General features: G+C 57.4%; 17 protein-coding genes and 1 other RNA gene. 6 read left to right on the top strand and 12 right to left on the bottom strand.

What is annotated here, in order from left to right; translation table 11 throughout:
* Positions 1 to 63 precede the first annotated feature (63 nt).
* From ACFQDM_RS02000 to ACFQDM_RS01985, 4 genes are all read left to right on the top strand, one after another.
* Positions 64 to 1050 carry a nicotinate-nucleotide--dimethylbenzimidazole phosphoribosyltransferase gene (locus ACFQDM_RS02000; protein ID WP_377374756.1) on the top strand — a complete coding sequence of 329 codons (987 nt, stop codon included), beginning with the start codon at positions 64 to 66 and terminating at the stop codon, positions 1048 to 1050.
* Positions 1051 to 1184: 134 nt separating this feature from the next.
* Complete coding sequence (locus tag ACFQDM_RS01995; RefSeq protein WP_377374753.1) at positions 1185 to 2381, top strand: acyl-CoA dehydrogenase family protein; 1197 nt, start codon at positions 1185 to 1187, stop codon at positions 2379 to 2381.
* Between the two features lie 151 nt (positions 2382 to 2532).
* Positions 2533 to 3690 (top strand): acyl-CoA dehydrogenase family protein, encoded by a 1158-nt coding sequence (locus ACFQDM_RS01990; protein WP_377374750.1) that lies wholly within the window; start codon positions 2533 to 2535, stop codon positions 3688 to 3690.
* A gap of 137 nt (positions 3691 to 3827) precedes the next feature.
* On the top strand, positions 3828 to 4376 hold the full coding sequence (locus tag ACFQDM_RS01985; protein WP_377374747.1) for a DUF6702 family protein: 549 nt from the start codon (positions 3828 to 3830) through the stop codon (positions 4374 to 4376).
* Here the strand turns inward: ACFQDM_RS01985 and murG are convergent.
* The 11 genes from murG to rnpB form a co-directional block, all read right to left on the bottom strand.
* Positions 4364 to 5467 (bottom strand): undecaprenyldiphospho-muramoylpentapeptide beta-N-acetylglucosaminyltransferase, encoded by a 1104-nt coding sequence (murG, locus tag ACFQDM_RS01980; RefSeq protein ID WP_377374744.1) that lies wholly within the window; start codon positions 5465 to 5467, stop codon positions 4364 to 4366. The genes ACFQDM_RS01985 and murG overlap by 13 nt on opposite strands.
* A 34-nt stretch (positions 5468 to 5501) precedes the next feature.
* On the bottom strand, positions 5502 to 6617 hold the full coding sequence (locus ACFQDM_RS01975) for an FtsW/RodA/SpoVE family cell cycle protein (RefSeq protein WP_377374741.1): 1116 nt from the start codon (positions 6615 to 6617) through the stop codon (positions 5502 to 5504).
* Positions 6618 to 6622: 5 nt separating this feature from the next.
* The gene (gene murD, locus ACFQDM_RS01970) at positions 6623 to 8044 is read right to left on the bottom strand and encodes a UDP-N-acetylmuramoyl-L-alanine--D-glutamate ligase (RefSeq protein WP_377374738.1); all 1422 of its coding nucleotides are present in this window, start codon (positions 8042 to 8044) and stop codon (positions 6623 to 6625) included.
* 7 nt (positions 8045 to 8051) lie between these two features.
* Positions 8052 to 9206 carry a phospho-N-acetylmuramoyl-pentapeptide-transferase gene (gene mraY / locus ACFQDM_RS01965; RefSeq protein WP_377374736.1) on the bottom strand — a complete coding sequence of 385 codons (1155 nt, stop codon included), beginning with the start codon at positions 9204 to 9206 and terminating at the stop codon, positions 8052 to 8054.
* Positions 9206 to 10618, bottom strand: coding sequence for a UDP-N-acetylmuramoyl-tripeptide--D-alanyl-D-alanine ligase (locus tag ACFQDM_RS01960; protein WP_377374733.1), 1413 nt, complete (start codon positions 10616 to 10618; stop codon positions 9206 to 9208). The genes mraY and ACFQDM_RS01960 overlap by 1 nt, the downstream gene beginning before the upstream one ends.
* Complete coding sequence (locus ACFQDM_RS01955; protein ID WP_377374730.1) at positions 10612 to 12051, bottom strand: UDP-N-acetylmuramoyl-L-alanyl-D-glutamate--2,6-diaminopimelate ligase; 1440 nt, start codon at positions 12049 to 12051, stop codon at positions 10612 to 10614. The genes ACFQDM_RS01960 and ACFQDM_RS01955 overlap by 7 nt, the downstream gene beginning before the upstream one ends.
* Positions 12048 to 13712 carry a peptidoglycan D,D-transpeptidase FtsI family protein gene (locus ACFQDM_RS01950; RefSeq protein ID WP_377374727.1) on the bottom strand — a complete coding sequence of 555 codons (1665 nt, stop codon included), beginning with the start codon at positions 13710 to 13712 and terminating at the stop codon, positions 12048 to 12050. The genes ACFQDM_RS01955 and ACFQDM_RS01950 overlap by 4 nt, the downstream gene beginning before the upstream one ends.
* Positions 13709 to 14017: a cell division protein FtsL gene (gene ftsL / locus ACFQDM_RS01945; protein ID WP_377374725.1), complete on the bottom strand. Its 309-nt coding sequence runs from the start codon at positions 14015 to 14017 to the stop codon at positions 13709 to 13711. The genes ACFQDM_RS01950 and ftsL overlap by 4 nt, the downstream gene beginning before the upstream one ends.
* The gene (rsmH, locus tag ACFQDM_RS01940) at positions 14014 to 15003 is read right to left on the bottom strand and encodes a 16S rRNA (cytosine(1402)-N(4))-methyltransferase RsmH (RefSeq protein ID WP_377374723.1); all 990 of its coding nucleotides are present in this window, start codon (positions 15001 to 15003) and stop codon (positions 14014 to 14016) included. The genes ftsL and rsmH overlap by 4 nt, the downstream gene beginning before the upstream one ends.
* A complete protein-coding gene (locus ACFQDM_RS01935; RefSeq protein WP_377374721.1) occupies positions 15000 to 15467 on the bottom strand; it encodes a division/cell wall cluster transcriptional repressor MraZ in 468 nt (155 codons plus the stop codon). The genes rsmH and ACFQDM_RS01935 overlap by 4 nt, the downstream gene beginning before the upstream one ends.
* A gap of 354 nt (positions 15468 to 15821) precedes the next feature.
* Positions 15822 to 16187: RNase P RNA component class A (gene rnpB / locus ACFQDM_RS01930), an RNA gene on the bottom strand.
* A gap of 33 nt (positions 16188 to 16220) precedes the next feature.
* Between rnpB and ACFQDM_RS01925 the strand changes: the two genes are divergently transcribed.
* The gene (locus ACFQDM_RS01925; RefSeq protein WP_377374719.1) at positions 16221 to 16718 is read left to right on the top strand and encodes a MarR family winged helix-turn-helix transcriptional regulator; all 498 of its coding nucleotides are present in this window, start codon (positions 16221 to 16223) and stop codon (positions 16716 to 16718) included.
* Here ACFQDM_RS01925 and ACFQDM_RS01920 read toward each other — a convergent pair.
* Positions 16715 to 17713 (bottom strand): hypothetical protein, encoded by a 999-nt coding sequence (locus tag ACFQDM_RS01920; protein ID WP_377374718.1) that lies wholly within the window; start codon positions 17711 to 17713, stop codon positions 16715 to 16717. The genes ACFQDM_RS01925 and ACFQDM_RS01920 overlap by 4 nt on opposite strands.
* A gap of 402 nt (positions 17714 to 18115) precedes the next feature.
* Here ACFQDM_RS01920 and ACFQDM_RS01915 point away from each other — a divergent pair, with 402 nt between their 5' ends.
* Positions 18116 to 18604 (top strand): SPOR domain-containing protein, encoded by a 489-nt coding sequence (locus ACFQDM_RS01915; protein WP_377374717.1) that lies wholly within the window; start codon positions 18116 to 18118, stop codon positions 18602 to 18604.
* The last annotated feature ends 48 nt before the right edge of the window (positions 18605 to 18652 follow it).

The following is an 18652-nucleotide window of genomic DNA, read 5'->3' as shown; positions in this document are numbered from 1 at the left end:
ACGATAAGAGCTTGATTTTTTGTGCATGCACGTGAAGTAGGTCGCGGCCATAGGGAAATTTGAATGACGGACTTGTCTGACTCACCACTCGATGATGTGCGCGATCTGGTTGCGCGCATGCCTGCTTTTGATCTGCCTCGGGAGATCAACCCGGATGGCAGTCTGCGCCACTCCCGGATGGGACGTCTGGAGCGTATGGGCGACTGGGTCGCTGCAAGTCAGCGCCAGGACGTGCCGCAGATCGAGAAAACCACGCTTGCGCTTTTTGCCGGGTCTCACGGTCTTGCCAAATACGGCGTCTCTGTTTCTGCGCCTGGCGCGACTGAGAGCCGGATCGCCAAACTCCGTGACGGCAAGCTGCCAACCAATGGTGTGGCGGCGGATGTCCGCGCGACGGTGAAAGTGTTTGAACTGGGACTGGAAGTTCCAACCAAGGACATTTCGGTTGAGCCCGCCATGTCAGAAAAGGAATGTGCGGCAACCATCGCATTCGGCATGGAAGCGGTTGCGGACAATCCTGATTGCCTGGCGCTCGGCGTTCTGGGCATTGGTGGCGGTACGGCTGCGGCTGCTGTCGCGGCTGGTCTTTATGGCGGCGACGCGCGCTATTGGGTGCGCGCAGGCTATGGCACGCCTGAAGAAATCAATTTGGCACGAACCGGTGTGGTCAATCGCGCGATTGAGTGCCATCGCGGTCATCTGGGTGATCCGTTGCAGGTGCTGCGGCGCATGGGCGGGCGCGAACTGGCAGCTTGCGTGGGCGCGATCATCGCAGCGCGCCATCAGGGCGTCCCGGTTCTTCTGGATGGATTTGCAACGACCGTTGCGGCTGGTGTTGTCCATGCGCTCGACCCGAACGGGCTCGATCACGTCATGGCCGGTCAGGTATCAGACCGGCCGGCACACAAGGCGATTCTGGAGCGTGTGAGCCTCGATCCGATCCTGGATCTGGAGCTCCAGCAGGGCGAAGGATTCGGCTCGGTCATGTCGGTCAGCCTGGTGCGCGCGGCATGTATTTCCCGGCGCATGCTAAACGAAAGCGGAAATTGAGCTATATGTAGTTCTCGTGACGACGGCGTGTCGCACCAGAATTCGATATTTCTTTTGTGACACTGGCGTCATTTGGCTTGAAGATAGCGGACTATATCCTATTATCCGCGCCATAGCGTCATGGGAGAAATATAATGAATCTTGAGTTCTCGCCGGAGGAAATCGCATTTCGTGACGAAGTGCGTACATTTATCGAAGAAAATTACCCAAAAGAGCTGAAAGGCAAAGGCAGTCGCGAAGACCTTTCCAAGGAAGAATTTCTGGCATGGCACCAGATCCTTGGTGAAAAGGGCTGGTCGGTTCCTTCCTGGCCGGTTGAGTATGGTGGCACAGGCTGGACGCCGACACAGAAATACATCTGGTCGGAAGAAAACGCCCGCGCAGACACCATCATGCCGCTGCCATTCGGTGTCGCGATGGTCGGACCGGTCATCTACACGTTTGGCAATGAGGAACAGAAGGCCAAGCACCTGCCAGGTATCCGCAATGGTACGGTCTGGTGGTCACAAGGGTATTCAGAGCCAGGCGCCGGTTCTGACCTTGCAGGCCTGAAGACGACTGCCGTTCGCGATGGAGATCACTATGTGATCAACGGCCAGAAAACCTGGACGACGCTCGCTCAGCATGGCGACTGGGGCTTCTTCCTCTGCCGCACCGATCCGACGGCAAAGAAAAAGCAGGAAGGCATTTCCTTCATCCTCGTGGACATGAATTCACCTGGCCTCGAAGTGAAGCCAATCATCACGGTTGATGGCGGCCATGAAGTGAACGAAGTCTGGCTGACAGACGTACGCGTTCCGGTCGAGAACCTCATCGGTGAGGAAAACAAGGGCTGGACCTACGCGAAATTCCTTCTCCAGCACGAACGGTCCGGTATTGCGGGTGTTGCACGTTCCAAGCGCGGAATTGAGCGCCTGCGTGAGATCGCTGCGAACCAGCTCGACAATGGCAAGCCACTGCTCGAGAACAAGGATTTCGCGGACAAGATTTCTCAGCTGGAAATCGATCTGACAGCGCTCGAATTTACCGAACTTCGCTCACTCGCTGGCGAAAGCGCGGGCAAAGGTCCGGGCCTCGAAAGCTCACTGCTGAAGATCAAGGGCACGGAAATTCAGCAACGTCTGACAGAACTCGTTCTGGAAGCGGCAGGCAATTACGCTTCGCCTTACTTCCGCGGTTTCCCGGAAGAGGGTGGCAATACCTTCCCGATCGGGCCGGAGTTCGCTCATCAGGCTGCGCCGACATATTTCAATATGCGTAAGACCTCCATCTATGGCGGTTCGAACGAAATTCAGCGCAATATCATCGCGAAAGCGGTGCTCGGGCTTTAATGACCTTGGGGCAGGGCGTGTACCCGGTCTTCCGAGCTCGCCTTCTGCCCATGGTTCTCACCAAAAGAGACAACCTAGCGATACGCATAGCTCTTCAAGCAGGAAGTTCGTGCTAACAACGCGCTAAAGACATACAAAGGGGAGATCTGACGTGGATTTCAACTTCACAGAAGAACAGAATATGATCCGGGACAGCCTGTCTCGTCTGATCCGTGAACAATATGATTTTGAGACACGCCGTTCGGTCGTGAATTCCGAATCGGGCTGGCGCCCGGAAATGTGGGCTCAGTTTGCTGAGCTCGGCCTGCTGGCTGCACCTTTCTCTGAAGAAGACGGTGGCCTGGGTGGCAATGCTGTCGACGCCATGGTCGTCATGGAAGAGTTTGGCCGCGGTCTCGTCGTTGAACCGTTCGTGCCGAGCGTCGTTTGCGGCGGTGGTTTCCTGAAGCATGGCGGATCTGCTGCGCAGAAGGAAGAATTCCTGTCCGGCATCATCTCTGGCGAGATGACGTTCGCCTTCGCTTATGCTGAACCACAAGGCCGCTTCAACCTGGCTGATCTGACAACAACGGCAAAAGCCAAGGGCTCATCCTATGTCCTGAACGGCCACAAAGCGGTTGTCGTCGGTGCACCTTGGGCGACCCATCTGGTCGTGACAGCGCGCACATCGGGCGATCAGCGCGATGGATCTGGCGTTTCTGTCTTCATCGTACCAAAAGACGCAGCTGGCGTGACAACACGTGACTATCCAACGGTTGATGGCTTCCGTGCGTCAGAAGTCTATTTCGAGAATGTTGAAGTCTCTGGCGACAACATGATCGGTTCTGAAGGCGACGCGCTTCCGCTCGTTGAAAAAGTGGTCGATGAAGCGATCGCTGCGACATGTTCAGAAGCGTGCGGCGCGATGGAAGCGCTCCACAAAACGACGGTCGAGTATTCCAAGAACCGCAAGCAGTTCGGCGTTCCGATCGGTTCATTCCAGGTTCTTCAGCACGCTATGGTCGACATGTTCGTCGAGCACCAGCAGTCACTTTCCATGACGCTCATGGTGACACTGCGCCTCGGTGAAGACGAGATCACACGCAAGAAGGCGGCATCGGCTGCGAAAGTTCAGATCGGCAATTCCGGTCGTTTCGTCGGCCAGAATGCTGTTCAGATTCACGGCGGTATGGGCGTGACGGACGAGCTGGATGTCAGCCACTACTTCAAGCGTCTGACCATTATCGACAATCAGTTCGGCAATGTGGACCACCACCTTGCGCGCTACACAGCACTCTCTGAGGACGGTGTTGCGGTCGCTGCTGAGTAAGCCAAGCCGACTTGCTTCATTTCGAGAGCCCATCCTGTCTGACAGGGTGGGCTTTTTCTTTGCGGCGCAGTTGGCGCATTGATGGCGGTGATCGCCCGGTTTATAGCGTGAGGCTTGGTCCTGAAGGAGTTTGCCGGGTGTCAGTACAGCGTTTGAACCAATCTCAGAACTGGGCTGTGTGCCTGCTTGGTCTCATCCTGTTGATGGTCTTTGCAGGATTGCGGGCTCAGGCGCATCCACGCAAGGAAGCCGAGATTGAGATCACCTTCAATGCGAACACCAAAAAGACGGAAATCGTCCATCGATATCGGGTGGCAGACGCCGAACAGGCTTTGCAGAAAGCGAAAGGCGCAGGTCTGTCGATCATGACGGACCCTGAGGCTCAGGCCCTCTTCGGAGACTATGTCGAAGCCCGTATTTCGCTGAAACATAACGGTAAAACGGTGCCGCTGACCCTCGTTGGCGGGGAGATCGCCGATGGCTGGCTCTGGATCTATCAGGAAGCTGATCCGCTGCCGGAAGAGGGGCTTTATGTCTTCCGGCACAGCGCCCTGATGGATCGCTATGGCGAGCAGGTCTCAATCATCAATGTTCGCCTTTACGATCAGGTGCAAAGTTTCATCCTGTCGCGAACCGCGCCATGGGCGACCTTCCGTCTGGACGGCAAGGATACTTACGCGGACTGAACAACGCCTTCCGCCAGATCCGCCAGCTCGCTTGCCGCGTTGAAACGGCCAACTGAAGCCGCAGCCTGAGCGCGGTTCTGAAGACCTTCTGCATCCGACAGGCGCTCCTCCAGAATGGCGGCGGTCCGTTCCGGGGTGAAATCCGCTTCGGAAATGACGTCCGCGCCGCCAGCAGCCTTGAGCGTTTCCGCATTGCCGGTCTGGTGATCATCCATGGCAATCGCAAGCGGGATCAGCAGCGATGGTCGACCGACAACCGCAAGCTCTGTGACGCTGGATGCGCCTGATCTCGCAATGACGAAATGCGCGTTGGCGAGCCGCTCTGCCATGTTGGAGAAGAAGGGCGACAGCTCTGCGTGGACGCCAGCGGCTTCATAATGGGCCTGCACATCTGTGAGCTGTTCTTCGCGCACTTGCTGGACGACATGAAGTCGTTTGCGCAGCGTTTCCGGCAATTGCGCGATGGCGCTTGGGATTACTTCACCAAACAGACGTGCGCCCTGGCTGCCGCCCGTCACGAGCAGATTCATCGGCGTTTGTTCGGAAAGGTCTGGATAAGGCAGATTACGTACAGCGAGGATCGGTTCGCGCACCGGGTTGCCGACAACGTGTTTGCGCGCCTGGGCGGAGGCGGGCAGGTGATCCAGCCGTTCAAATCCGCAGGCGACAATTCTGGCGCGTGAGGCGAAGACCCGGTTCACCCTGCCCAGAACCGCATTCTGGTCATGGATGATGATCGGAATGCCGGCGCGTTTGGCCGCGGCGAGCGCCGGAAAGGCAGGATATCCTCCGAACCCGGCAACCAGCATAGTCTGCTCCGCCTTCAGCTTTTTCTTGGCCGCTCCAATGCCGGACAGGATTTTCAGGCCCGCAGCGATGACTTTGTCAGGGCGCTTGCTGGCAAAGGTTGCGGCTTTCACATTCATGATCCAGTCAGCAGGAAAGCCATCGGTATACTTGCGTCCGCGCTCATCGGTCATGAGCCCCACGCGCCAGCCACGCTTCTTCATCTCAGCAGCAAAGGCAGAGGCCGGGAACATGTGGCCGCCCGTGCCACCTGCGCCAATCACAACGAGGGGTGCTTTGCTCATATGACAAATCTCTCAAATGGTTCTGAGATGAGCCTTACTTGATACCGGGGTGAAATTCAGCCCGCTTTCGGGTCAAAGCAAGGCCAAGGCCCAGAGTGAAAGCTGAGGCGATCATCGAAGAGCCGCCATAAGAAATAAAGGGCAGAGTCATCCCCTTTGTCGGCAGTATGCCGACATTTACGCCGATATTGATAAAGGCCTGAAAGCCCAGCAGGAAAAACAGGCCGGTTCCGGCTGCGCGCAGATACGGGTCCGCCCGTCGGCTTGCGCCCAGAACACCGCGCAGGCAGATAAATGCGAAGATCAGGATCAGACCAAGGCAGGCGACATAGCCGAGTTCTTCCCCGGCGACCGAATAGATGAAGTCTGTATGCGGGTCCGGCAGGGCATCTTTTACACTGCCTTCGCCAGGTCCAACGCCCAGAAGCCCGCCGCGAGCAATCGCCTCATGGGCGCGGTCGAGCTGATAGGAGCCGACATCGGAATTGAAATAAGACAGAATGCGCATGCGAACATGCGAGAAGGTAAAGAAGATCAGCACGCTGGTCGCGACGCTTCCGGCGGCGAACATGGCGGCCCAGGCAAACGGCAGGCCGGATACGAAGAACGCGACCACGAAAGCGGCAGACAGGAGCACAGTCTGGCCGACATCGGGTTGTAACAGAAGCAGGCCGACAGTTGGAGCGAACAGGGCAAAGGTGATGACGCCCCAGGGGACGCGCGGGAAGGTCTGGCGCTGTGCCAGCAGCCAGGCGGCGATCACCACGAGAGAAGGCTTTACGAATTCAGATGGCTGCAAAGAGAAGCCCGCAACCCGGATCCAGCGCTGACTGCCGCCCGCTGTGTGTCCGAAGACAAGCACAAAGGCCATCAGCAGGAAGGAGATTAGAAACACCACAAAGGCAAGCCTGCGTGCCCACGCTTCAGACAAGGTCGAGGTGGTGATCAGCACCAGCGCAGCGGCGACCACGAAGATCGCGTGGCGCTGGACATAGTGAAATGTGGTGTAGCCGTGATCGGCTGCTGCAACGGGGCCTGCGGCCAGTGAGAGCAGCATACCAATGCAGAACAAGGCCGCGACCCCGGCGATAATGCCGTGATCCACGGTTCGCCACCATTCGGCGAACCATGATTTATCTGAGCGTGCCATTGCCGTCATGCCGTTGCATGAAGCCTTTCATTCTCGTCCATCATGCTCCAGACGATCTGCCGGAAGGCTTCGCCGCGAGCTTCGAAATCCTTGAACTGATCAAAGCTGGCACAGGCCGGTGAGAGCAGTACGATCGGGTCTTCCTCATCGGAGGCATTTGCGTCGTGCAGGGCTTCAACAACTGCGCGCTTTAACGTTCCGCAAAGCATATGCGGAACGGTGTTACCGAGTTCTTTCGAAAACTGTTTCTGCGCCTCACCTATCAGATACGCCTTTTCGATGTGGCCGAAAAACGGCTGAACATCTTCCAGACCATCCGACTTGGCGACGCCGCCGCCAATCCAGAACACTTTCGGATAGGATTTGAGGGCCTGAACGGCGGCCTGGCCATTGGTGGCTTTGGAATCGTTGATAAAGGTCGTGCGGCCAATCTTGCCGATGACTTCCTGGCGGTGTGCGAGACCTGGAAAGCTGCGCATCGCCTCCATGATCATGTTTGGCTGCAGGCCGAGCGCGCGGCAGGCGGCATAGGCCGCTGCTGCGTTCTGGTGGTTATGCTTGCCTGGCAGAGTTTCGATGTCGCGCAGATCGCCAATCTGAATGGCGCGCCCATTCTGGCTGTCGAACAGACGGCCTTCGACAACAGAGATACCGCGACCGAGCGCATACTGGGATGATACGCCGACGCAGGTCTGCTTGCCGGTCGCGCTGAGCTTCATCATCATCGCCTGGGTTGGCGTCGTGTCCATGCCGATGACCGCCGTGTCGCGTTCGGTCTGATTGCGGAAGATCCGGCGCTTTGCTGCGATATAGCCAGACATGCCGCCATGGCGTTCCAGATGGTCCGGTGTGATGTTCGTCAGCACGGCGACATCGCACTTCAGGCTCTCAATCAGGTCCAGCTGATAGGAAGACAGCTCAAGCACATAGACGGCGTTCGCATGAAGCGGCGCCATATCCAGAACGCCGACGCCGATATTGCCACCGACGCGGACATCCTTGCCGGACTTCATCAGAATATGACCGATCAGGGATGTGGTGGTGGATTTGCCATTCGTCCCGGTCACACCGACAATGCGCGGACGGGCATGTTCCGGCAGATCGTTCACGGCGCGGGCGAACAGCTCCATGTCTCCAATAATCTCCACGCCAACCATTTTGGCGAGCTTCACGACGCGGTGCGGCTCTGGATGGAGGTAGGGAATGCCGGGCGATAAGATCAGCGCGGAATAGATCTGCCAGTCGCGCTTATTGATGTCGACGAGTTCGAAACCCTGTTCAATCGCACGCTCGCGCGCCGATTCATTGTCATCCCAGGCATGGACTTTCGCACCGCCAGCCTGAAGCGCGCGCACGGTTGCCAGGCCGGTACGGCCCAGTCCGAACACGGCCACATGCTGACCTGCAAATTCCTTGATCGGGATCACGTTGGTTCTACCTCAGCTTCAGTGTGGCAAGCCCGATCAGGGCGAGGACGACAGCAATGATCCAGAAACGGATCACAACCGTGGACTCAGCCCATCCGAGCTTTTCGTAATGGTGGTGAATGGGCGCCATTTTGAAGACGCGCTTGCCCGTCAGCTTGAAGCTCGCAACCTGTACAATGACAGAGAGCGCTTCGAGGACGAACAGGCCGCCGACAATGGCGAGGACGATTTCATGCTTGGTGCACACCGCGACGGAGCCGACAGTGCCGCCAAGCGCGAGCGAACCGGTATCGCCCATGAAGACCTTTGCAGGCGGGGCGTTGTACCAGAGGAAGCCCAGGCCTGAGCCAAACAGAGCGCCAAACAGAACGGTGAGTTCTGTCGTGCCTGGTGTGTTGATCAGGTAGAGATATTCGGCATAGCGCGGCGTGCCGCAGATATAGGCGATGATGGCGAATGTGCCGCCGGCAATCATGACCGGCACAATGGCCAGGCCATCAAGCCCATCGGTCAGGTTGACCGAGTTTGCCGCACCGACAATCACCAGCGAGCCAAACATGGCAAAGCCGTAAATCGTCAGATTGATCAGGACATCCTTGAAGAATGGGAAGGTGAGCGAGGTCTCGAACCCTTCCGGGATTGGCACAGGCAGCAGCCCCGCAGACTCGCGCAGCAAAGCAGATTCCGTTGCCGCGATCGGCGCATAGCGCGTGACCCAGACCACGGCGACAATCGCAATGACGAATTCAGCGCCGAGCCGAGCTTTACCAGACAAGCCACCGGCATGGCCTTTCGTGACCTTTGTGAAGTCATCAAGAAAGCCGATCAGGCCATAGCCGACCGTGACGAACAGGACGATCCAGACATACTCATTGCTGAGGTCCGCCCAGAGCAGGGTGCCAATAGAAATGCCAATCAGAATGAGGAAGCCACCCATTGTGGGCGTGCCCTTTTTCGTCAGCAAATGGCTTTCCGGACCATCCTCACGAATAGGCTGGCCTTTCTTCTGGCGCTTGCGCAGCCAGTTGATCATTGGAGCGCCAATCAGAAGGCAGAGCACGAACGCGGTCGCAAACGCGAGTCCGGCGCGGAACGTGACATAATTCATCACGTTCAGTGCGGTGTACTTCTCTGCAAGACTGGACAGGATCTCGTAAAGCATCAGCGGTCCTTGCTATCCATTTCTGGCAAGGTCTGCGCTTTGCTCCAGGTCCGTAGCGCATCTGCCAATGTACGCATACCGGAAGCATTCGACCCTTTGATCAAGAGCGCATCGCCATCTGTTAACAATTTATTTACCATTTGCTGCAAACCGGCGGCATTCGGCGCCCATTCGGTCTTGACCTTGCCTTCAAGTGCTTCGGCGAGCGGCTTAATGCCGTCCCCTGCAAGGAAAACAATCGCAGGATTACAGGCGATTATCTGGGGGGCGAGGTCTGCGTGCAGCTTGTCCGCGTCAGGGCCCAGCTCTTTCATTTCGCCGAGTGCAATCAGGTGACGATTCGCTGGGCGTTGTGCGAATCCCGCAAGCGCGGCGCGCATGCTTTCCGGATTCGCGTTATAGGCGTCGTCGACAAGCAGGGCTTTTCCGTCTTCAGGGAGTGCAAGCCATTCTGCCTGGCCGCGGCCTTCTGGTGGTGTGTAGCCGGAAAGCGCCTCTGCCGCGTCTTCAGCGGAAATACCTGAGCACGTGGCAAGCAACATGGCGGCAGCGATATTCTGTCCCCAGTGTTCGCCAACGGCGTCAACTGTCACGGAAACCGTTTCGCCCTGAACGGAGAGATCAAAGCGCGTCGAAACGCCATCGCACTCTGAAGCTGTGACGAAAGCATCGGAGCGATAGTCGCCAAAGGTCAGTAGCTTTGCCTTGGGGGCATAGTCACGCGCCCGCTGAGACAGGAGATCAAAAAAGCGATCATTCGAAGGAAGCAGGATGAAACCGTCAGACTCCAGTCCGGCAAAGATCGCAGACTTCTCAATCGCAACAGCGTCTTCAGAGCCCATGCCTTCGAGGTGAGCCGGCGCAATCTTGGTGATCAGCGCCGCGTGCGGCTGGACCATCAGCGAGCGTGGCTCGATCTCGCCTGGCGTGTTCATGCCAATCTCGAAGACAGCGCGTGTGGTTTCTTCCGGCATGCGGGCCAGCGTCAGCGGAACGCCCCAGTGATTGTTGAAGGATTTGACGGACCAGTGCGCATGTCCCTGTGAGCGGAAGATGCGGGCCACCATTTCCTTGACGCTGGTTTTTCCGACCGAGCCCGTAATCGCGCAGCAAAAAGCGTCAGTGCGAGCGCGCGCCGCGCGCCCCATGTCTTCAAGCGCCGTCAGAGTGTCGTCGACCTGAAGCGCAGGTACGTCATCAATCTGTCGAGAGACGAGACATGCGCCAGCACCGGTCTTGTAAGCGTTCGGGACGAAATCATGCCCGTCGCGCGTGTCTTTCAGCGCAACGAAGAGCTCGCCTGGCTGAAGCGTGCGCGTGTCGATCGAAATGCCGGTGACAGACCAGTCACCGACAACGCGTCCGCCCGTTGCGGCCGCGGCTTCAGAGGCTGTCCAGAGCGGTCTTAGCATAGCTCGGCCTCCATGGCGTCGCGTGCCGTATCCTGATCAGAGAAAGGAATGATTTCAGAGCCGACGATCTGGCCAGTTTCATGACCTTTGCCTGCAATGAGAAGCGTGTCGCCATGCTCAAGCCCGGCAATGGCGGTCCTGATCGCTTCTGCGCGGTCTCCGATTTCAATCGCGTTCGGGCAGGCGGCCAGAATAGCATTGCGGATGCTGGCCGGGTCTTCCGAGCGTGGATTGTCGTCTGTCACAATGGCTTCGTCTGCCAGACGCGCAGCGACTTCACCCATCATCGGACGTTTGTACGGATCGCGGTCACCGCCGCAGCCGAAAATCACTTTCAGCTTGCCAGCTGTGTGTGGACGAGCGGCGCGCAGCAGCACATCAAGCCCGTCAGGCGTGTGTGCATAGTCGACGAAAACAGCCGCGCCCTTGGCGGTCTCTCCGACGAACTCGAGACGGCCTTTAACCGTGGTGAGCGTCTCCAGGGCGGCGAAAACCTGCTCTGCCTCTGCGCCTAGGCCAATCGCGAGCCCTGCCGCAGCAAGCGCGTTCAATGCCTGAAATTCACCAATCAGGGGCAGGGTGATATCATAAGCCTTGCCTTGATAGAGTGTGTCCATCACCTGGCCGGTTGCGCGCGGGGAAAGCTCGCGGATCTTCAAGTCTGCGCCGCGCCAGCCCACGGAGAATACGTTGAGACCAGCAGCGTTGGCTGCATCTTCAAAGCTTGCTGTTTCATCACTGTCCGCACTGATAACGGCAAGAGCGCCTTTCGGACTTACCTCTGTAAACAGGCGGCGCTTCGCTTCGCGATACTCAGCGAAATCTGCGTGATAATCGAGGTGGTCCTGCGTCAGGTTGGTGAACGCGGCCGCAGACAGTTTCACACCATCAAGACGAAATTGCGCGAGGCCATGCGATGACGCTTCCATGGCGACATGGCTCACCTTGTTCGCGGAAAGCTCAGCGAGCGTGCGATGAATGGCGACTGGGTCAGGCGTTGTATGGCCGAGATCAAGCTTGCCGTCTGGGCCGATGGCGCCAAGCGTGCCCATGCTGGCGGCGCGCAGGCCAAGTGTGGTCCAGATCTGGCGTAGAAAGTCGACTGTAGAGCTTTTGCCATTCGTGCCCGTAACGGCGACGATGGTTTCGGGCTGCTGTGCGTAAAAGCGTGCTGCGGCTTTTGCGAGGGCAAGGCGAGGCTCTTCGCTCTCAACCTGAATGGCCTTGCCGACATCTGCCGCGCCTTTGTCGGTCAGAATAGCGACGGCTCCGGCTTCGATCGCCATGTCGATGAAGTCCCGACCGTCATGTGCCACACCTTTCAGCGCGGCGAACAGAAAGCCCGGCTTCACCAGCCGTGAATCGGCTGTCATGCCTGTAATTTCGATGTCCTGCGGCAGCGATTGCTCCGCAAACAATTGGCTCAGTTTCACAGTGACCTCCTGTCGGCGACGGTCCGCACAGGTGGTCCCGCCGTCTGCAAATCCTCAAAGTTCGGCATGACATCGAGGATTGTCGCAATCCGGTCAATCACGCGACCGACAGCAGGAGCCGCATTAAACGCAGCTGTTTGTGGGCGCCCGTTCGCGTCGGTTGGCTCATCAAGCACAATCAACACGGCATATTTCGGGTCATCGGCAGGAAAGACTGCGGCGAAGGAGTTCAGGTTCTTGTTTGGATCATAGCGGCCATTAATGGCTTTCTCGGCCGTGCCGGTTTTCCCGGCCACGCGATAGCCCGGCACGTCAGCCTTCCGGCCTGTGCCGCTTTCGACTGCGACGCGCATCATCTCAACAACAACAGCCGCCGTTGGTGTCGACATGACGCGGCGTGGCTCGCGCTCTTCAGCGAGCGGACCGTGGTCGAGCAGTACGGTTGGCGGAATATATGTGCCTTCATTGGCGAAGCTTGCAAAAGCAGCGGTAAAGGCGATCGGGGTCACGTTGATGCCGTGTCCGAAGCTGACGGTTGCGGTTGTCAGGTCGCTCCAGCTTGGCGGAAGCAGCGGATTGGCGCTGCTCGCGAGTTCGATTGGCGCGCGCTCCATCAGGCCGAGGGAATCCAGAAAGCGCTGCTGGCGCTCTTCGCCGAGGCGCAGGCCGATCTGAACCGTACCGATATTGGACGAATGCGCGATGATGTTCGTCACGCTGGCCGCATGCGCGCCGTCCAGCGGGTGATCATCATGAATGGTCTGGCCATTCACGGTCACAGGCTGTGACACGTTGAATGTTTCTGTCGGGCTGAGTAGGCCATGGTCCAGGCCAGCAGCGACGGTGAGCGGTTTGAAAACCGAGCCCAGTTCGAACACAGAACTCGTTGCGCGGTCTTTCAGCTCGTTCGAGGTAAAGTCCTGACGACGGTTCGGGTCAAAGAAAGGCCAGGATGCCATGGCGAGGACTTCGCCCGTGCGCGCATCCATGACGACGCCTGCACCGCCCTTGGCGCCGGACTGGCTGGCCATGCTGCCAAGCTCTGCTTCGAGACTGTACTGAACCCCCAGATCAATGGTCAGGCGGACTGGTTCCATGGAAGTGGTAAGGCGTTCATCCAGAGCGTACTCCATGCCGGAAAGACCTTTACCATCAATGTCAGTAAAGCCGATCAGATGGGCAGCAACCGTCTTCTGCGGATAGAAGCGACGGTTTTCTTCGAGAAAACCAATGCCTTCCAGGCCGAGATCGTAGACGTCCTGACGTTGAAGCGGTGTCAGTTCGCGTTTGATCCAGACAAATTTGCGTTCCGGATCAGACAGGCGTTCCTGCAGAACGCCCTGATCAACGCCTGGCAGGATCTCTGCCAGTTTCGCCGCATGGTCTGCCGGATCCCAGACAGCGCTTGGGTCTGCATAGAGCGAATAAACCGGAATGGAGGTCGCCAGCCGCTCACCATTGCGATCCAGAATGTCTGCGCGAATGGCCTGTGCCTTGTCGTTCTGCACGGTCGAGCTGGCATACACCTCTTTCGGCCCTGTCAGCGAGACGATTGCGCCCTGAACGGCGACGCCCACAAACGCGATCCCCATTGCGGCTGCAACAATCCGTGCGCGCAAAGGTGAGTGGGATTCAGATTCGAGAATGCGGCGCCGGCTCATTGGTCGTCCTCGTATTCAATGAGGGGACCGAAGGCTTCTGCAGCACGGTCAACTTCAATCATCTGATAGGAGCGGGCCGGGGCCATGCCGAGGCGCTCAGATGCAAGCGTTGCAATTCGTTCCCGGCTGGCGAGGTGTGCGTGCTCGGTGCGAAGGATGGAAATATCCTTCTGAATGGCAGCAATATTTGCTTCCAGTTTCGCGATTTCCGCTTTGGATTTGCTGGCGCCGGACTTTGCCTGAAACATGCCGAGGGCGAGAAAACCTGCGAGCACAAAGCCGAAGAAATAAAGATACTTGTTCATGCGACCACCTCATCAAGAGTGGGCAGGCGGGTCGGCAATTCGACCGGCTTGTCCCAGGCTGGTGCGGATGTGCGAATAGCAGAGCGCAGGCGCGAAGAGCGCGCGCGGACATTGGCTTCAATTTCAGCGGTGTCCGGCGCTGAAATCTTGCGGACATGCTCAAAGCTGGGGGCAGGGCCTGTATTGGCCGCTTCCGGCATGAAGCGCGACTGGCCTTCGGTCTTGCCCGAACGTTCTGCGAGGAAGGATTTCACCATGCGATCTTCCAGCGAGTGGAAGGTCACGATCACAAGACGTCCGCCCGGCTTGAGGGCGCGTTCAGCGGCTTCCAGCGCGCGTGCCAGCTCGCCGAGTTCGTCATTGACGAACATGCGGAACGCCTGAAACGCACGGGTTGCTGGATGTGCGCGCTTGCCCTTGCGCCCACCGAGGGCTTTTTCGATCAGCTCAGCCAGCTGGAGTGTGGTTTCGAAAGGCTCGGTTTTGCGCGCTTCTACGATACGGTGTGCAATGCGGCGGGACTGACGCTCTTCGCCAAGCTGGAACATGATGTCGGCCAGCACGCGCTCGTCGGCCTGATTGACGAGATCTGCAGCGGATGGGCCGGACTGGGCCATTCGCATATCCAGCGGCCCGTCACGCATGAAGGAAAAGCCGCGCTCATCTTCATCGAGCTGGAAGGATGAAACGCCAAGATCGAGCACAACCGCGTCCAGCCCCTGGAAACCCGCTTCCGCAGAAAGTTCATCCAGATCGCCGAAACAGCCGGCCAGCATAGTAAAGCGGCTCTGGTAATCTGCTGCGATCGCTGTTGCGCGCTGAAGCGCATCCGGGTCGCGGTCGACACCGATGACATGGCATTCTGAGGCGGCAAGAATAGCACGAGTATAGCCGCCGCCGCCGAAGGTGCCGTCCAGAACAATCTCGCCGGGCTGAGGCGCAATGTGTTCGACGACATGGTCGAGCATGACAGGGATATGGCTCATGACTGGCCTCCTGTCCGGAACTGCTGGAAGGGCTGGGCGAGCGCGTCCTGATTGGCTGCGGCATGCTCGCTCATTTCATTCTCATAGGCAGCAAAGCGTTCCGGGTTCCAGATCTGGAACCGGTCCATTGCGCCGACAAAGACGAGTTCTTTTTCAATGCCTGCGACACTCAGAAGATTGGCGGGCAGGTTCGCACGTCCAGCCTGATCCATGCTGACCTCGGCACCTTTCGAGAAGATGGACGTGATAAAGGCTCGGCGATCACGGTCGTGTGGCGACATGTTTTTCAGAATGGCGAGATACTCGTCCATCAAGGGCTGACCGCCGCCTTCGAGATATCCGCCGCGATCAATCGACGGGAACAGGTAAAATTTTGAAGCGCCTTCCAGGGCCGTGCGGAAGCTGGACGGGACGAGAACTCGCCCGCGCGCATCAATGCTTGCTTCCACCGTTGAAAAAAACATTTGCAGCCCACAGCCATGACCCATACCCATTATTGGGCAGGAAACGCTAAAGATTGGGATAACATGGGCAGATATGGGCAACAATGGGCACGGCTGCGTCAGTTCTCAGCCTTGTTTGCACAGAAGTAGAATAAAGAGCGAACATAAAGTGAATTCAGGGTGGCTGGAGGGTGCTGCTCAGTGCGTTTCGGAAACGAAACAAAATCTACATCTAGTGCCGCCCCAGTTTTGCCCATCCATATCTCGATCAATGGCTGCGGGTGCTGAGTTTTTCCCCAGATGGTTAAGGAAAAATGTAGGAATTCAGTCTCGTTTGATCGATCCGCATGCGAAACGAACGATTATTGGGCAAATCGGATCAGATGGCCTGTAAGCCGGGTTCTGTTCACCACTAAGTGGATTGGCGACCATTCCTCTGGGATGATGATTGCTCACCACCTCGCGCGACCGACCCGGAAAGCGATGCGAAGACACACCAGAATGCTTTCCCTATTTGGTCTTGCTCCGGACGGGGTTTACCCTGCCAGTCCTGTTGCCAGGACCGCGGTGCGCTCTTACCGCACCCTTTCACCCTTACTCTGACACATCAGAGCGGTTTGCTTTCTGTGGCACTTTCCCTCGGTTCACACCGGGCGGGCGTTACCCGCCGTCCTGTCTTCATGGAGCCCGGACTTTCCTCCAGCGCCGCAAAACGACGCCAGCGGCCGCCCGGCCATCTGATCCGGTGGCTCTCTTAACGGAAAAAATCCTCAAATGCTATCTGTCTTGTCGGATGAGGGGGGATGGGCCTATGTATCAGGGATGAGCACTGACCGATCATCCTATCTGAATGTCGGAAAACGTTGCATCGCTGTCCGCACAGCGATGACGGCGCGTGCGATCAGCCGTCATTATGACAATGCATTACGTGAGGCCGGACTGACCGGTACGCAGTTCAGTCTGCTTGTTGCCATCGGCTCGGGCGATTTTCCGTCCATGTCGGCCCTGGGCGAGCGCCTGTCGATTGATCGCTCCACCCTGTCTCGCAATTTCAAGCCATTGCTTGAAAATGGCTGGGTGGTGAAGGAGCCCGGGCAGGGCGGACGGGCGATCCCGCTGCGTTTGTCTGATGCGGGCGCTGAAAAGCTCAACGCGGCGCTGCCGAAATGGGAAGCGGCGCAGGACAAGCTTGAAGAAATGTTGTCGGAAGACGAGCTGCAGGACGGAAAACGGTTTCTGCGCGCACTCCGTCAGGCCGCTGAGGCTGACTAGCCGCCCATATACTGAGCGAGCATTGGCAGACCGACTGCCAGAACCACTGATACGAACAGACCGAACAGAGCCTTGGCGCCGTCCATGGCGACGATTTTCGTGGTTTCGCCGACCGTGCGGATCTTGTCGATTGTGGCAATGGCGTACTCGCGACCTGCGATCAGGCCCAGGAATACCCAGGTCGTCGACATCGGAACTTTTGAAATGCCGAGGATTTCCAGATTGCCCGAGAAGATGAAGAGCAGGGTCGCGAAAATGAAGTCGATGATCGTGGCAGAACGGATGTCTGTCACGGCCGTCTTGGACTCAAGAATTTTCTGAACTGGGCCGCCGCGGTTGGCGAACGTGAAGGCGAGCATCAGAACGATCACGCCCATGGCCGCAAAAGATTGCGTCACAGACAGTTCGCGCGGCAGGAAGACGAAGATATTGGCGAAGTCCTGGATCAGCCAGACGCTCCACAGATAGGCGGTCGTGACCCACTGAAGGACCACCCAGATCGGATTGTGCTGGGAATCCTTGGTGCGCAGGAAATAGCGTTCAATGGTCGGCGCCAGCAGGGCGTAACCGATCAGGCCCGTAAGAAAGGCTGCAATATAGCCAATGCCGGATTTGATCAGCATGGATTGCATGCCGCTCAGGCTGGCGAAAATGGAGAGCACCAGAAAGCTGGTCGAAACCGGCAGACCAAAGCGGGTCAGGATCAAAAGCGCGAGCGGTGGAATGGCGTGGTACCATTCGACCTCGAAGACAGGATACTTTTTGGTGTTATCGAGTTTGCCGTAAGACGGGTCGCCACCATTCGTGATCCAGCCATAGGTGAAAACGGCGATCAGAATAAATGCGGCAAATGCAAACAGGATTGACCAGTGCAGGCGTCGGTTCGAATTGATGAAGGTACCGAGCGTCTGGAGCGCATCGTTTCCGACAACGGCGTAAGCAGCAAATACAAATCCCACAAATGCGAAGAACTCGATTCCGAGGATGGAGAACATGCCGTTTTTCCCAATCTTTTAGCGCCGCTTGTGGGGGCCTAACGTATCTATGTGACGGTTTTGCTACAGAGCGTCGGATTGCGGTGGGTTTTCGGGTGATTTCCTCAGTACTGTGGTTTTTCGGAAAAGATTTATCATCAAACTCACAGCCTCAAGATGTCTAAAGCCAGTAAAGCGGATCAAATGCGCAAACATTTCGTTTCGGCTGATTGCCAAAGCGTTTCCAGCTTGCACACAAATCACCGCTATGTATCCCGCACCGGTTAACCCCGTTCTGATAAATGGAAAAGGACAAGTCGAAAGAAAAAGCGGGAGAAATTTACGCCCGCCAGACAGCAATAATCAGTGTGGGGACGAATTATGTGCGCGAAGTTTCTAATTTCTCTGGGGTTTTCGGGTCTCATGACGTTGCCATTGGCCGGATTGAGCGCGCATGCCGAAATTATACTTGTGAAACAAAAAGTTCCGAGCGCGCTCTATTTTGCGGCGACGGAGCGTGAGACTTCGCGTTTTGATGCCTATTCGGCGGATCGCCCTTCGCGTCTGCCTGCGCCAACATCGCTTGGCCCGATCAAGTCGGAAACCTTGCCTCCGGTAGAAACGAAGCTGGTTCAGAGCACATCATACGATCAGGAGCTGCTCGGGGCAGAACGCGCCGATCGTTCGGCATTTGTCATCCAGGCGGGTGCTTTTTCAAACATTGAGAATGCTCAGCGTCTGGAGCAAGAATTGCAGCGTTTCGGAGAAACGCGCATCGAACAAGCACGGTCTTCTGGCCGGTCGGTCTATCGCGTTTTTCTCGGAGATTATCACAGCCGGGAAGATGCGCAGCTCGTTCTGGAGCTGATTGGTTCTTACGGGTTCGACGGGTTTGTTTCCAGCGACACGTGATTGATTATAATGCGACACGCATAGGAAAAGCCCTCCGAGCGCGAACTC

Origin of the sequence: Ponticaulis profundi, assembly GCF_042659465.1 — a bacterium.
Lineage (GTDB): Bacteria > Pseudomonadota > Alphaproteobacteria > Caulobacterales > Hyphomonadaceae > Ponticaulis > Ponticaulis profundi.
The sequence above is the reverse complement of the archived record's forward strand: the minus strand, read 5'-3'. Positions and strand labels throughout refer to the sequence as shown.